Raw genomic sequence first — 15,938 nt, forward strand, 5'->3', positions numbered from 1 at the left:
CGTGTTGCCACGGGGAAAATAGCGATGAAAATAGTTATAGAGAAAACTCAGACCAGATCGGGGCGTGATCGGACGGTTTTTCCATACTGCGGATCTCGTAATCAATACCGGTAGAAATGCAGCGGTCTGCAAGTGATTGAGTCGCTAGCACAACATCAATGCGCAGCCCGCGGTTTTCATCAAAGCCGCGAGAGCGATAATCGAACCAGGAGTAACGATCATGACAATCAGGGTTGGCGGCGCGGAAAGTATCGACCAGCCCCCAGTTTTGCAAACGGGCTAACCATTCCCGCTCTTCCGGTAAGAACGAACATTTTCCGGTGCGCAACCAGCGCTTACGGTTGTCTTCACCGATGCCGATATCTAAATCCGTTGGGCTAATATTGATATCGCCCATGATTAAAACCTGCGCCTCCGGGCTTAATTCTTTTTCCAAATAGCTTTGTAGATCCTGATAAAAACGTTCTTTTGCCGGGAATTTAGTCGGATGATCGCGGCTTTCGCCCTGTGGAAAATAACCGTTAATGACGGTTAAAACACCCTGTGGCGTTTCCAGATCGGCCATAATAATCCGGCGCTGGGCATCTTCTTCATCGGTTGGGAAACCACGGCGCACTGCCAGCGGTTGCTGCTTGGTGAGCAGAGCGACGCCATAATGGCCTTTTTGGCCATGATAAAACACGTGATAGCCATGCTGGCTAACTTCTTCAAGAGGGAACATATCATCGTGAACTTTGGTTTCTTGTAGCCCAATAACGTCCGGCTGATGTTGTTCGATGATCGCCGCTAATTGATGAGGGCGGGCACGTAGACCATTGATATTAAAAGAGACAAATTTCATAGCCAGCGTCGTTTCCTGATAAAAATGTGCGTGAATAGTAGCAGATATCCGATAAAAATGTAATGAAGTGGGGAGGTGGCTGAGTCGATAGGGGGCGCTTTGCTATAGATTTACATTCAGCGATTTAAACTTGTTATAGGCTGTCTTATTCACAATATAGAAAATGCAATGACTATGAGTGGGAGTAGATGCAGTTAAGGATAAACTAACATGTATTCTGGACTATATATTTAAGAAGTCAGTTAACTATCCCATCGTTAAATATTAAAATCAGACTTTTATATGGTGTAATATTAAAAATAGAGAGTGAACTATAATCCTCACATCTAACATTTGCCGCGTGTCAGTTATTATTTTGTTGATAAATTAGCTTAAAAAAAGAATGGTAAGGTGTTGGTATTTGAATAAGCCTCATTATTTAGTCATCACAGATAAATAAATTTATCATTTGTTATAGTGACGTAGTAACGTTATCAGCATGATTGGCAAAAAATAGGATTTATTATAAATCTGGAATTTATTTTGTTTCTAATTTTCACTATCTTTATTATAGGTAAGCCCCGCGTTTGACAATATTTTAACTAAACTATGGTAGTGAAATGCCTCAAGAATTTTTATGGGTTAACGCCGCTATAATATAAAAAATAATTCTGTTAATTTATTTTAATAGGCTTCAGTGAAATGGCTTTTTTTAGGTCGGCTAATTAAAATACTCTAACTTTTTTAGTAGTGCTGATCGACAGTTAAATAATCAGTCAAATGCTAATATACCAAATTAGAAAATCAATAAACAGCCATTCTGGCGGTGTGAAAATTTGCATATTTAATATTGGTTATTATCTACAGCTCTGGCTGACTATCCCTATTTTTATGATGAATATTAACGTGTAAATGAATAAAATTAACACACGATTATTTTTCATTCATGAACGAATAAAAATTATTAGTTAATAAGCATGGAATTAAGTATCGAGTTTTGTTAAAAATTATAGAACATAAACTATATATATATTTAAAACCAATTCATGCATCGCTGATGAATATTATGATCTTAACCGTACTTCAAATACATAAATGTCATTTTATGAGCCACTTTTACAATACGTGTTTACTGTTCTTATTTTAGATTTAACCTGTTGTTTTTAGTGATTTTTTTTCAATAAAATGAAGTTGAGAAAGTTTAGTGATTGTGAAAAAACAATTTGTCCGGGTAACCGGTAGCATTTTTAATAATCAATGGTTGAATAAAGGATGGTGAACTATGTTTTTATCTAGAAAACTAGAGGCATTTATGGCGGTTGTGGAATACGGTTCTTTAAGTAAAGCGGCGCGAGTTATGAATCGCACTACGCCACCCGTAGCCAAATCGATTAAAGACTTTGAAAGTATTATAGGAAAGAAACTGTTCAAAAGAGAAAAATTTGGCATGAGCCTCACTCATGATGGAGAAGTGCTATATAATGATCTGAAGGATCTTCATCAGCAAGATAAAGAAATTACCAGCAAACATCTTACGGGGCATGTTTCTAATGCGGTGAATATTTATTACGATTGGGGTAAGGTGGATAGCTTAACAAAAATATGGGAAGTGGCAGAGAAGAACAATATACATGCAAGCATTATTAGATTTTGCTATGAAATGATTGATGATATTTGTGACTTTGACGGAAATAGCTTGATTATCTCTTCAGAGAAAATTCTTTGCGACAGATTTTCTCTCATTAAAGAAGCCTGTGATACCGGTTTGGGGGTTTATGCCCGTAAGGAAATTATTGGTGAAAATTCAGATATTATCAATTTATTACGTAGCAATACTTGGCTATGCAATCCAATACTGTATAAGAGCGAATTTATAAAATCGTTAGAAGAAGAGGTGAAGAAGTCTGTGAGCAAAGTTAGCATCAGACAGGTAGATAATTTAAATTGTTGCCTGAGTTTTATCAATTCTGGTAATTATGTTTGTATTACTGACTCGATTATCGATAGTTTTGCCGTTTGTAATAAACTAGGTTTTGTTAACCTTAAAGATCACTTTGGCGATCATAAGTTCTACTTTTATAAATCCAGATCGCATTCCAGCGTGCTCAATGGGTTAATAGACTTTGTAAAAGCAATAAACTGATAAGTAAAAATTAGCGCACTGAGGTATACAGTCTGGTAGTTTGTCATGTTTGTTGGCATTGATTCTTGATCTATATAAGACTCAGATAGAGGAATATTTATATTTCTTTTATCGTGGTTGGCATGCTGACAAACATTACTTTTGAGTCAATAGGGATGTAACGCACCCAGTGTCACTTTCGCGCTGAGAACCAACATGTATTCCATTTGGGTAAAGCATCGCCATTGAATGAGGGACGGGGGTCTATCGCATTGGGTTGTTCATATTGCCTCTCGTCAAAGGTTTGGCGATAGAACGAGTTTAGAGCCTAGCAAAGGATAGAGAGGATATACCGGGTGTCGGTGGCGGAAAATAGGGTGTGGTTTGGCGAAATTTAACCTGGTTAAGCACCTTTTTGATTTTGAACCGAAATAAAAAATCATTTTGAACCGAAATAAAAAATCTATAGTGCGATCTTCGTTTAAATTGACGAGTATATGACTGAGCGCATCCTGTTCAACTCTATCCAAGGGCTGTTAACTAAGGGGAATGCTGCTCATCTTAGCTTCTGCCTGAAGCGTTAAGGCCTGCTAGAAGGCGAAAGGAGTTTATTGGTAGGATAATACCGGTAGTTGGGGGAGCATCATTTCGTTCTTCACCCTTCGGGTTACCGAAGTGCAATGTTGTCTCACGCTGCTCGACTCAAACCCTGTCGAAAGTTATTACCTTCGCCCAAAATATCTAAGGGTGGTTTGGTGATGGGGTTAATACCTTGGAAATATAAGAGAGATGGTGGTGGGGGAAGGATTCGAACCTTCGAAGTCGATGACGGCAGATTTACAGTCTGCTCCCTTTGGCCGCTCGGGAACCCCACCACTGAATTTGTGGTTTTTATTTCTGGCTAAATACCTGGCCGGTATTTTTTAATGATTTTGCTATTCATCTTAATTACTGCGCTTGGCTATTTAATATTCCGAATAACCTAACAAGCCAGTTTAAAATGGTGGTGGGGGAAGGATTCGAACCTTCGAAGTCGATGACGGCAGATTTACAGTCTGCTCCCTTTGGCCGCTCGGGAACCCCACCACTGGCCTAACTGCTTAGAAACGTTGTCTCGGTAAGCGGGGCGCATCATATCAAATGAAGCGCCACTGTAAAGACTTGATTTGAAAAAAAAGATTTGTTTGCCGTTTTTTTGCTCTTGAAGGTGTTTCTTCAAACAAAAACTAACGATTTATTGTGCAGTTACAGAATAACTGTGCGATTACCGTAAACAAAAACGCGCTGCGCTAAAACACGATAAAGTGCGCGGCTCAGTACGTTTTTCTCCACATCTCGGCCAGCACGCATCATATCTTCAGCGGTATAAGAATGATCAACGTGGATAACGTCCTGCATGATAATTGGGCCTTCATCCAGACTGTCATTTACATAGTGAGCCGTTGCCCCAATAATTTTCACGCCGCGTTCATAAGCCTGATGATAAGGGCGTGCACCAATAAAAGCTGGCAGGAATGAATGATGGATATTGATAATTTGGTATGGATAGCGCTGTACAAAGGCAGGAGTTAATACCCGCATATATTTGGCCAGAACAACATAATCAGGTTGGTATTGGTCAATCTGCGTAATCAGCTGTTGATCGTGTTGATCCCGAGTTAATCCTTCATGGCTAACCAGATGGAAGGGGATATCAAACCGCTCGACCAGGTGTCGCAAGGAATCATGGTTACCAATGACGGCGGCGATTTCTACATCCAGTCCACCATAAGCGCTTTTCATTAACAGGTCGCCAAGGCAATGAGCTTCTTTGGTGACCATGATAACAATGCGTCTGCGCCCTGCAGTATGCAGCTCGCGGCTGGTACCTTCGGGCAGTGCATCATCCAAATCGGCGAGCAACGTTGTGTCGTTAAAGATCCCTTCCAGTTCGGTGCGCATAAAGAAGCGCCCGGTCAGATGATCTACAAACTCATTATTTTGAACAATATTAAGCTGATGCTTGTAACAAATATTGGTGATCTTGGCGATTAACCCTTTGGCGTCAGGACAAATGGTACGTAATACTTTTCTTTGTATATTCTGGTGTGGCATAAGTTGGTCAATCCTGTCTGAGATATCTTTGATGTTGTGTTTTAATTCGATGCAGCCAGATTAGGCACGTTTAGGCGTAAATCATCCGCAGCATTTCTTATATTTTTTGCCTGAACCGCAAGGACAACTGTCGTTCCTGCCGACCTGAGGGCGTATTCCATCAATATAGTACCAGCGTTCATTTAAACGAAGGAAGCGCGAACGTTCATGCATCATCGAAATGGCACCGCTATTGCCTTCTTTAAATCGGGCAACAAACTCGACAAATCCTTCATCTGGATGGGAACCGGCCGCTTCTTCTCTAATGGTTAAACCCAACCACTGCGTGCCTGCAAAACCCTCTGCGATATTGTCACGCCATTCTTCTGCATGGCAATCGGGATGCCAGGTACCTACCAAATAATTGACGTCTTCTTTGACATAAGCGCTGTAGCGCGAACGCATCAGAATGCCAGGCGTAGCTGCTACTTTAGCGCCGAGAATATAGGGTTCGCAGCAAAGTTCGTAATTTATACGGCTTCCGCAGGGGCAAGACTCTGTCAAAATATCTCCTGATAACATAATTAAATTCGCGTAATGCAATCTCTTCGTGGCAAGGTTGTGTAATAACGATTGCCTGACGCAATTTTCCAGGATGTGCACAGGAATGATTAAATTGTGCAGATCGGTCCAATTTGAAAGGTTTCAGCCGTATATCTTACCTAATCACCCCCCAAGGTTCAAAGGCATGGACTTAAAATGGGAATCGCGTGTCCTGTGTTTTTTATTGTGATGCCAATGGCTAAAATTGACCGGTGTTTCATTTTAATGTAAATTGCGTTTTGTGATTTAGATCACATTGTAATGGCGAAATTGAAAGGTCAAAATCATGAAGTTAATCAATAGAATCATCGCGATGTTCGAAAACATGCATATCTCTTTCGGCACATTCAACGCCTAATCATTTTCTGGCGTTTTTACCCAGGCCTGATGAGGTCTGGGTATCATTTAACTCAACTCGCTGATAGTGAGTCGTATTCTACGATTCCGATAGTGTTCTTCATCTTCACTTTGCCTCATCCCTCAACTCCCCCAGGTAAGATTCCGTCCTCAGATTGTGCTCCATATAAACGTTACCGTCTCATTAAACGGGTGGGTTATCGAGATGCCTCGTAGCAATTATTCTCTGTTGCAATACGATTAACTTTCTCTGTGAGACTCCGTGCAAAATGCAAGATTAGTCACGATTACTTACAGCCAAAGATTGGATTGTTCACTTATGATGCTGTAATTCAGCGATTAGAACGCGATGGTTCGATGATAATCAGGGTTATAAATTGCTCGATAATTCATTTGGTTAATTTGATGAATCAGATGGCAGAGTGATGACTAACAAGGATGTTAGCTGTATCTCACTAATGAGAATTAATGAAATTACAACTAATGAAAGCGTGCATGATGCTAAGTCCTGTGGGCAGTATAGCCAAATAGACGCTGTTAATAGTTTTGAGCATAGCTGACGTTGGTTGCGAAACGGGAACCGTATTCGAGTGAGATATACCGAAACACATGCGAGTGGATAATGCGACAAATAAAGGTAGGTTTAGCTCTTGGTGCAGGTGCAGCAAAAGGATGGGCGCACATTGGTGTGATCAATGCGCTGAAAAAGCTGGATGTGGAAATTGATATCATCGCCGGTTGTTCGGTTGGTGCACTCGTTGGCGCGGCGCAGGCGACCCAGCACATGCCGGAACTGGAGCGTTGGGTCAGATCCTTCAGCTATTGGGATGTGATTAAACTGATGGATTTTTCATGGCGAAGGGGCGGATTACTGCGAGGTGAACGTGTATTTAATACGGTGGGCGAACTTCTTTCAATCGATGACATGAGCCAGTGCGCCATTCCTTTTGGGGCGGTAGCAACCAACCTGAGTACTGGTAGAGAGTTATGGCTTACTGAAGGCAATATCCATCAGGCCATTCGTGCATCCTGTAGCATGCCGGGATTGTTCTCCCCCGTTTGGCTTGACGGCTACTGGCTGGTGGATGGTGCGGTGGTGAATCCGGTTCCTGTTTCATTGACCAGGGCAATGGGGGCTGACGTGGTCATTGCCGTTGATTTACAGCACGACGCACATCTTATGCAGCAAGATCTGCTTTCTATCAGTATGCCAACGGAGGAAACTCCTTCCGATATGCCACAAAACTGGCGCAGTCGCCTACGTGATCGCATTGCCCATCTGGCACCAAAACGTTCGAATACGCCTCCGAGCGCGATGGAAATTATGTCTACCTCTATCCAGGTGTTAGAAAACCGCCTGAAACGTAACCGTATGGCCGGCGATCCACCTGATGTGCTGATTCAACCTTATTGCCCACAGATATCTACTTTAGATTTTCATCGGGCGAATGAAGCCATTGCTGCCGGTGAATCGGCGGTTGAGCGCAAACTTGAGCAATTAGTGCTTTTAGCTAAAAGAAGAGGAAAAACACAGAATGGAAATAAAAATTGACGTCATGGCCACTTCTGGCAAGCACAAGTCACCTTTTTGAGCCACTATTAGCACAACGATAGCTAAGAGATAACATTGCATGGACAAACCGTTTACAGATAAGAACATTTTGATTGTTGAAGATGAAATGGTCTTTCGCACGGTACTGAATAATTATCTGAGCAACCTAGGGGCTTCGATATTACAGGCATCGAACGGTCTTGAAGCATTGAATTTGTTGGAAAACAGTATGCCTGACCTGATTCTCTGCGATTTGGCTATGCCAGAAATGGGAGGGATTGAACTGGTTGAGCAACTGCTGGTTCGGGGGATTAAAACTCCGGTTCTGGTTATCTCAGCCACAGACAAAATGACGGATATCGCGCAGGTTCTACGTTTGGGTGTAAAAGATGTTTTACTCAAACCTATAGATGATTTACATCGCCTGCGGGAAGCGGTATTGACTTGCCTGTATCCGACATTGTTTAGCTCTCCGGCGATTGAGGAAACTGAACTTATTCAAGACTGGGATGCGCTGAAGAAAAATCCGTTTGAAGCCGCACAGTTACTGCATCAGTTACAACCGCCCGCGCAACAAGTTATTGCTCGTTGCCGCGTGAATTACCGCCAGCTAACCGGCGTTGATCAACCGGGATTGGTTTTGGATATCGCCGCACTTTCTGATAGCGATTTGGCTTTCTATTGTCTTGATGTCACTCGAGCCGGTGATAATGGTGTTCTCGCGGCATTATTACTGCGGGTGTTATTCAACGGTATCTTGCAAGAACACTTAGCCGGTCGCCATCACCGTCTGCCGCAAATGCCGGCGTTGCTTAAACAGGTTAACCAACTCTTAAGACGAGCCCATCTTGAAGGGCAATTCCCCCTGTTGGTCGGGTATTACAATTCGGAATACAAAAACTTCATCCTGGTTTCCGCCGGGCTGCATGCTAATGTCAGCGCGGGTAAAAACCATATACAGCTGAGTAATGGCGTGCCTTTGGGAACGCTGAGAACCGCTCATTTAAATCAAATCAGTCAGCGCTGCGAGGCTTGGCAGTGTCAGGTATGGGGAGGGGGCAGCCAATTAAGACTTATGCTTTCTGCTGAATAATATTCATTATGCTTATTTACCATTCGTCATCCATTATCCCCACTGTCTTATTTCCCTCCCTTTTTTAAGTCCTGTATGTAGCCTATTTTTTGAACCAATGAAAAGAAACTCTGACCTGTAAATATAAGTCAGCTTATATCCTTCGTTTTTCCGTTGATTGCTACACTTCAATTGCCGGGTCTTAAGGTTACGTTAATGCTTCTCTCTTAAACTACGCTTAATGGCTGACAGCATGCGGAAATAGTCATGCCCTTCGTGGCGGCTTAGGCTATTGAAAATCGCAAACTAATCATGCAACACCGGATTAATCGCCCATGTTGAATCTGAAAATGTTAACGATGGTTGATAAAGCATTAATACAGACTGTGCAATTGTGTGCTGCTGCCAGCAGTAGCCACTAACGTACCAGGGTTTTTATTCATCTACCTTTTATTCTAGTGGTCCGAGAGTTCGGTGAATCGCCGCTGCAAACGGTTTGTATCGTTTCGACAATGTGTCATTAGCGCAATACATGTAGCGGTATGCTCTGGCTTATTTATTAAACATTCGATCGCTAAAGATGATTGAAAGTTTCGTGGCTAACAATTGGTTTTCGATTTAAACGGTTAGGGTAAATATAATGAAAGTAACCATTTTTGGTATTGGCTACGTCGGATTGGTTCAAGCCGCAGTATTTGCTGAGGTTGGGCATGATGTACTTTGTATTGATGTCGATGCACGTAAGGTAGAAGGCTTGCAAAAAGGGCATCTGCCAATTTTTGAGCCTGGGCTGTCTACTTTGGTAAAAGAAAACGTTGAGGCTGGTCGTCTGCATTTCTCTACGGATGCGAAAGCTGGTGTACATCACAGTGCCATCCAATTTATTGCTGTTGGTACTCCGCCAGATGAGAATGGTGCCGCAGATTTGCAATATGTGATTCAGGTTTCAGAAACTATCGCTAAATATATGATGGAACCTAAAGTTATCATTGATAAATCCACGGTTCCGGTGGGTACTGCCGATAAAGTTCGGAGTGCCATGGCTGCAGTTCTACGTCAGAGAGATATAGAGATCGACTTTGATGTGATATCCAATCCTGAATTTCTGAAAGAAGGGGCGGCGGTATCTGACTGTAAGCGCCCTGAGCGTATCGTAATAGGTACTGACAATAATGACGTGATTCCACTTATAAGTGAGCTGTATGAGCCATTTAATCGCAATCACGACCGTATGCTGGTAATGGATGTGCGCAGTGCTGAACTGACGAAGTATGCGGCTAACTGTATGCTGGCGACAAAAATCAGTTTTATGAATGAAATTGCAAATCTGGCCGAACTATTAGGCGCAGATGTAGAAAAAGTCCGGCAGGGTATAGGCTCAGATTCGCGTATTGGCTATCACTTTATATATTCAGGCTGCGGCTACGGTGGATCCTGTTTCCCAAAAGACGTTCAAGCATTAATTAGTACAGCTGAGAATATTGGTTATCAACCAAAACTGTTACAAGCCGTAGAGCAAGTCAACATTCAGCAAAAATCCAAACTGACTCAGTTTATTAAAAAACACTATGGCGATAACCTGGCTGGAAAAACTTTTGCGCTATGGGGACTGGCATTTAAACCTAATACCGATGATATGCGTGAAGCGCCAAGTCGTGTTTTGCTGGAGTCGCTGTGGGAGGCTGGTGCTATTATTCAGGCTTATGATCCTGAAGCCATGGACGAAACTCAGCGGATTTATGGTTCGCGTGACGATTTGAGATTAATGGGAACTAAAGAAGCTGCGCTTCAGGGGGCAGATGCGTTGGTTATTTGTACCGAGTGGCAAAACTTTCGAGCTCCAGATTTTGACGTTATCAAATCCAGATTGAAAGAAGCGGTTATTTTTGATGGGCGTAATTTGTACGACCCGGAGCGCTTAAATAGCCGGGGCTTTATTTATTATGCCATCGGCCGCGGAGCATCGGTTAATCACGCTAACTCGCGCTAAGTAAGAACATTCTAAGCAGCGGTATGTTTTACAACGGCCATACTGCTGCATTTTCTGATTTTTCTATCCACGTTAAAACCGTAAATTTTCTTCTGAATAAATCTGACGTTGGTAAAACTCTGACGGCACTTTACCTGAAATTTAAAACTAACTATTAATATTGTTATAGATTAGCAGAGTATTCTTATGGATTTGCTATGAAAATGATAACGGAGAGTAATTTATAGAGAAGTGTAATGATTGGTAAGAAATTGGGAATTTTTTCTGGGTTAAGGATCGTTTTTAAAACCCAATAAAAAATACCCTCAACATAAGAAGAGGGTATTTCTCAGATAATAGTAAATGTTTAAATACTATTACAGTAGGAAATCGTCCAGCGATTTACCTTGTTCATCGAGAGCTTTCTTAATCACAGCTGGAGTACGGCCTTGGCCGGTCCAAGTTTTCAGTTCGCCATTTTCATCAGTATATTGGTATTTAGCTGGGCGAGCTGCACGTTTAGCTTTGCCTGCTGCTTTAGCTGTACTTAAAGTGGCCATCAGCTCGTTCGGGTCAATACCGTCTGCAATAAGCATTTCACGATATTGCGACAGTTTACGCTCACGTTCTTCAATCTCAGCTTTAGACTGACGTTCTTCTTCAACACGCTCTTCAACAACTACCTTCAGCTTCTCAAGCATTTCTATCAATGTATCAACGTTACATTCGCGCGCTTGAGCACGTAGAGTACGGATGTTGTTTAGAATTTTTAACGCTTCGCTCATTGTCCTGGTCTCAATTATAATGTTGGGGGGCGTCTGGATAATAATAGAGTGCTATTTTAATTTCTGCAATAGCCAATTTGATTAGCTTACTGGAATTTACTCTTTTTAAAAGCTGAAAGTTGTCTATCGTTAGTAATAAGTGATGAGTTCGGGCAATTAGTTTGCACAGTTCTAAGACAAATTCTCGATATGTGAGTAAAAGTTGCAATTTTAGAACATGATTTTCTCACTAAGCTATAAGTATGCTTTATATCAATAAAGCAAAAAATAGAGCGTTGTTGATTGTGCTTGCTCGTTTACAACCATCGAAAAAAATGTGGATATAGATGACAAAATCGACTTTGCCAAGGATACCTTTAACCGGATAAAGTCGCAACGACACTAATAAATATGTCTGTTAGGTATTTAGTGTTAATTTCTATCGCTGCCATGATGCATGGGATTAATGAGTAAAATGGGCTATTGTTGAATTCGATGTTTTTTTTGGTTTTTACTCCTTTTAGTACTGCCCCATGTTCCGGGGAAATCTTTAAGCGCGATGAAACTGTGAACTCAGTCAAAAAATAGCATCGAATGGATTCTTAAATCAGTCCAGGTAAAAGAAGCCGGAATGCTTTCATCGCATTACTCAATTTATTAAACTTATTAACCTCCTGCATCCCCTGTCAGCTTGCGCATAAAGTTTGTGTTACACTATGGCATATCGTTAATTTGCGCTTTTAATATACCAGTGGAGTTACGGGCCCATGGCTCAACTTTATTTTTATTATTCTGCAATGAATGCAGGGAAGTCCACCGCATTACTTCAATCCTCCTATAACTATCAAGAGCGTGGTATGCGCACACTGGTTTTCACGGCAGAGATTGATAACCGTTTCGGCGTTGGCAAAGTCAGTTCACGTATCGGCCTAACCTCTCAGGCTCAGCTTTATAATAATGAAACCCAATTGGCGGCCATTATAGAAGCAGAGCACCATGATAAGCCGGTGCATTGCGTGCTGCTGGATGAGTGCCAGTTCCTGACCAAAGAGCAGGTTAGGCAGCTTTGCCACGTTGTCGATGAATATCATATTCCAGTCCTTTGCTATGGCCTGCGCACCGATTTCCTCGGGGAGTTATTTACCGGCAGTAAATATTTGCTGGCCTGGGCTGATAAATTGGTGGAATTAAAAACCATTTGTCACTGTGGCCGTAAAGCCAATATGGTGCTGCGATTAGATGCGCAGGGCAGAGCGGTGCATGATGGTGAGCAAGTAGTGATTGGTGGTAACGAAAGCTATGTTTCCGTTTGTCGCCGGCATTATAAAGAAGCAATCAGTGCGGCCTGCACGCCGTTAGCTGGGCAGGGCGATATTTAATCCTCGAGAATCCCCCTCAGAAGCCCCATGGACGTTTTTTTTGTCGCCGTGGGGTGACTTACCTTTTTGTCTTTCCTCGTATTAGCATTCTGTTGACGTCGTTTGAACCTAAACTCAATGGCACAGACAGATACGTTCGTTAATCTATGTACCTTAGCCGATGAATAATAGGAATAGCGGCAGATAATTATGATCGGGTCGATATTCACTATGAGTCTCGATGACGGGGAAATAATGGGTAGGGTTTGACAATGTTGCTGCACAAGAAAACCCCCCAATCAGATTTACCGATTGAGGGGTAGACAGTTTGCTGATTACCCACCGTTAGATGAGCAGTGCAGTCAAATGATTACTTCTTGGTCTTTTTTTCTGCTTTAACCACTTCTTTTGCAGCTGCTTCTTCACGTTCGAATTCTTCGACGTATTCGCGGCCATAATAAGTGTCCATCAGAATCTGTTTCAGCTCAGAGATCAGCGGGTAACGTGGGTTAGCACCGGTACACTGGTCATCGAAAGCATCTTCAGACAGTTTGTCGACCTTCGCCAAGAAGTCAGCTTCCTGAACGCCCGCTTCGCGAATAGAAGTCGGGATACCCAGTTCGGCTTTGATTTCATCCAACCAAGCCAACAGTTTCTCGATTTTCTGTGCGGTACGGTCGCCAGCGGCAGCCAGACCCAAGTGGTCAGCGATTTCAGCGTAACGACGACGTGCCTGTGGGCGGTCGTATTGGCTGAAGGCCGTTTGCTTAGTCGGGTTGTCGTTCGCGTTATAACGGATAACGTTAGAGATCAACATGGCGTTAGCCAGACCGTGCGGGATGTGGAACTCAGAACCCAGTTTGTGAGCCATTGAGTGACAGACACCCAGGAAGGCGTTCGCAAACGCGATACCGGCGATAGTCGCTGCGTTGTGTACACGCTCACGTGCAACCGGGTTTTTCGCCCCTTCTTTGTAGCTGGCTGGCAGGAATTCTTTCAACAGTTTCAACGCTTGCAGCGCCTGACCGTCGGAGTATTCGTTAGCCAGTACAGAGACATAGGCTTCCAAGGCATGAGTTACCGCATCCAATCCGCCGAAGGCGCACAGGGATTTAGGCATATTCATAACCAGGTTGGCATCAACGATAGCCATATCTGGAGTCAATGCGTAGTCAGCCAATGGATATTTCTGGCCGGTAGCATCGTCGGTAACGACCGCAAACGGTGTTACTTCTGAACCGGTACCGGAAGTGGTGGTGACGGCGATCATTTTCGCTTTCACGCCCATTTTCGGGAACTTGTAGATACGTTTACGGATATCCATAAAGCGCAGCGCCAGTTCTTCGAAGTGAGTTTCCGGATGTTCGTACATTACCCACATGATTTTGGCCGCATCCATCGGTGAACCGCCACCCAGCGCGATAATCACGTCTGGTTTGAAGGAGTTCATCTGCTCAGCACCTTTACGCACGATGCTCAACGTTGGGTCAGCTTCAACTTCGAAGAAGACTTCGGTTTCGATACCGTGAGATTTCAGCACGCTGGTGATTTGGTCAGCGTAGCCGTTGTTGAACAGGTAGCGGTCAGTCACGATGAAGGCACGTTTTGCACCGTCAGTTGCCACTTCTTCCAGCGCGATTGGCAGTGAGCCACGGCGGAAGTAAATAGATTTCGGTAGTTTATGCCACAACATGTTTTCTGCTCGCTTAGCCACAGTTTTCTTGTTGATCAAGTGTTTCGGACCGACGTTTTCAGAGATGGAGTTACCACCCCATGAACCACAACCCAGCGTCAGAGACGGTGCCAGTTTGAAGTTGTACAGGTCACCGATACCACCTTGTGAGGCAGGGGTGTTAATTAGAATACGGGCAGTCTTCATTTTATCGCCGAAATATTTCACGCGAGCAGTCTGGTTATCCTGGTCGGTGTACAGGCAAGAGGTGTGACCAATTCCGCCCATTTCAACCAGTTTTTCCGCTTTATCGACTGCGTCTTCGAAGCTCTTCGCACGATACATCGCCAGAGTCGGGGACAGTTTTTCATGAGCAAACGGCTCGGATTCGTCCACAACTTTCACTTCACCAATCAGAATCTTGGTATTGCCCGGAACCTTAATACCGGCCATTTCAGCAATTTTAGTTGCTGGCTGACCTACGATAGCCGCGTTCAGGCCACCGTTTTTCAGGATGATGTCCTGAACGGCTTTCAGTTCTTTACCTTGCAGCAGGTAGCCGCCGTGGGAGGCGAAACGTTCACGTACCGCGTCGTATACGGAATCAACGACGATAATAGATTGTTCAGATGCGCAAATGACGCCGTTATCAAAGGTTTTAGACATCAGAATAGAGGCTACAACGCGTTTGATATCTGCGGTTTCATCAACCACAACAGGCGTGTTACCTGCGCCTACGCCGATAGCAGGTTTACCAGAGCTGTAAGCCGCTTTAACCATGCCTGGGCCACCGGTTGCCAGAATCAGGTTGATATCTGGGTGGTGCATTAGTTGGTTAGATAATTCAACGGTAGGGGCATCAATCCAACCAATAATGTCGGCTGGCGCACCTGCAGCGATAGCGGCTTGCAGCACGATATCAGCAGCTTTATTGGTTGCGTCTTTAGCACGAGGATGCGGAGAGAAAATGATACCGTTACGGGTTTTCAGGCTGATTAATGCCTTGAAAATAGCCGTTGAAGTTGGGTTGGTTGTCGGCACGATACCGCAGATTAAACCGATAGGTTCCGCAATAGTGATGGTGCCGAAAGTTTTGTCCTCACCCAAGATGCCGCAGGTTTTTTCATCTTTGTAAGCGTTATAGATATACTCAGATGCGAAGTGGTTTTTAATAACCTTATCTTCGACAATACCCATGCCAGATTCCGCTACGGCCAATTTAGCCAAAGGGATACGGGCATCAGCAGCGGCTAGGGCGGCAGCGCGGAAGATTTTATCAACTTGCTCTTGAGTAAAGTTGGCATACTCGCGCTGGGCTTTCTTGACGCGTGCTACTAGCTCGTTAAGTTCAGCGACATTCGTTACAGCCATAATGCTCTCCTGATAATGTTAAACTCTTTTAGTAAATAAGCAGTTGAAGCAACTAGTATAGTCAGGCTATCTCGTGCTGCATTGTCGAATAGGAAGACTTTTCGCATTCTACTCAACCATTACTACCGCTGATTTACTGAAAGAGCTTTCTTTATTTTTGTCGGGGTGCGGATTTGAAGCTAACCACAACTGACCTTTCCAAGCT

The 15,938-nt window shown here is 43.4% G+C and carries 10 protein-coding genes and 2 tRNA genes; 5 read left to right on the forward strand and 7 right to left on the reverse strand.

The window, feature by feature from the left end:
- Positions 1 to 34 precede the first annotated feature (34 nt).
- A complete protein-coding gene (gene xthA, locus DBA33_RS02310; protein WP_064513579.1) occupies positions 35 to 841 on the reverse strand; it encodes an exodeoxyribonuclease III in 807 nt (268 codons plus the stop codon).
- Positions 842 to 2,102: 1,261 nt separating this feature from the next.
- On the opposite strand from xthA, the gene DBA33_RS02315 reads away from it, so the two are divergent.
- Positions 2,103 to 2,963 (forward strand): LysR family transcriptional regulator, encoded by an 861-nt coding sequence (locus tag DBA33_RS02315; RefSeq protein ID WP_064513581.1) that lies wholly within the window; start codon positions 2,103 to 2,105, stop codon positions 2,961 to 2,963.
- Positions 2,964 to 3,732: 769 nt separating this feature from the next.
- Here the strand turns inward: DBA33_RS02315 and DBA33_RS02320 are convergent.
- The 4 genes from DBA33_RS02320 to DBA33_RS02335 all read right to left on the reverse strand — a co-directional run bounded on the left by DBA33_RS02320 (position 3,733) and on the right by DBA33_RS02335 (position 5,579).
- Positions 3,733 to 3,817, reverse strand: a tRNA-Tyr gene (locus DBA33_RS02320).
- Between the two features lie 126 nt (positions 3,818 to 3,943).
- A tRNA-Tyr gene (locus DBA33_RS02325) sits at positions 3,944 to 4,028 on the reverse strand.
- Positions 4,029 to 4,187: 159 nt separating this feature from the next.
- Entirely contained in the window at positions 4,188 to 5,036 is an 849-nt protein-coding gene (gene purU, locus DBA33_RS02330) for a formyltetrahydrofolate deformylase (RefSeq protein WP_064513583.1), read from the reverse strand.
- Between the two features lie 81 nt (positions 5,037 to 5,117).
- The gene (locus DBA33_RS02335) at positions 5,118 to 5,579 is read right to left on the reverse strand and encodes a YchJ family protein (protein ID WP_120805581.1); all 462 of its coding nucleotides are present in this window, start codon (positions 5,577 to 5,579) and stop codon (positions 5,118 to 5,120) included.
- Positions 5,580 to 6,597: 1,018 nt separating this feature from the next.
- Here DBA33_RS02335 and rssA point away from each other — a divergent pair.
- From rssA to DBA33_RS02350, 3 genes are all read left to right on the forward strand, one after another.
- Positions 6,598 to 7,527 (forward strand): patatin-like phospholipase RssA, encoded by a 930-nt coding sequence (gene rssA / locus DBA33_RS02340; protein ID WP_064513588.1) that lies wholly within the window; start codon positions 6,598 to 6,600, stop codon positions 7,525 to 7,527.
- Between the two features lie 79 nt (positions 7,528 to 7,606).
- Positions 7,607 to 8,620, forward strand: coding sequence for a two-component system response regulator RssB (gene rssB, locus DBA33_RS02345; protein ID WP_120805445.1), 1,014 nt, complete (start codon positions 7,607 to 7,609; stop codon positions 8,618 to 8,620).
- A 619-nt stretch (positions 8,621 to 9,239) separates the two neighbouring features.
- The gene (locus DBA33_RS02350; RefSeq protein ID WP_064513591.1) at positions 9,240 to 10,589 is read left to right on the forward strand and encodes a UDP-glucose/GDP-mannose dehydrogenase family protein; all 1,350 of its coding nucleotides are present in this window, start codon (positions 9,240 to 9,242) and stop codon (positions 10,587 to 10,589) included.
- Positions 10,590 to 10,945: 356 nt separating this feature from the next.
- On the opposite strand, the gene hns is transcribed toward DBA33_RS02350, so the two are convergent.
- Complete coding sequence (hns, locus tag DBA33_RS02355; protein WP_064513593.1) at positions 10,946 to 11,353, reverse strand: histone-like nucleoid-structuring protein H-NS; 408 nt, start codon at positions 11,351 to 11,353, stop codon at positions 10,946 to 10,948.
- A gap of 746 nt (positions 11,354 to 12,099) precedes the next feature.
- On the opposite strand from hns, the gene DBA33_RS02360 reads away from it, so the two are divergent.
- The gene (locus DBA33_RS02360; RefSeq protein WP_064513595.1) at positions 12,100 to 12,711 is read left to right on the forward strand and encodes a thymidine kinase; all 612 of its coding nucleotides are present in this window, start codon (positions 12,100 to 12,102) and stop codon (positions 12,709 to 12,711) included.
- A 349-nt stretch (positions 12,712 to 13,060) separates the two neighbouring features.
- Here the strand turns inward: DBA33_RS02360 and adhE are convergent, their stop codons facing one another.
- Positions 13,061 to 15,733 (reverse strand): bifunctional acetaldehyde-CoA/alcohol dehydrogenase, encoded by a 2,673-nt coding sequence (gene adhE, locus DBA33_RS02365; protein ID WP_064513597.1) that lies wholly within the window; start codon positions 15,731 to 15,733, stop codon positions 13,061 to 13,063.
- Positions 15,734 to 15,938: the final 205 nt, after the last annotated feature.

Origin of the sequence: Yersinia sp. IP36721 (assembly GCF_003634395.1) — a bacterium.
GTDB classification, from domain to species: Bacteria; Pseudomonadota; Gammaproteobacteria; order Enterobacterales; family Enterobacteriaceae; genus Yersinia; species Yersinia entomophaga.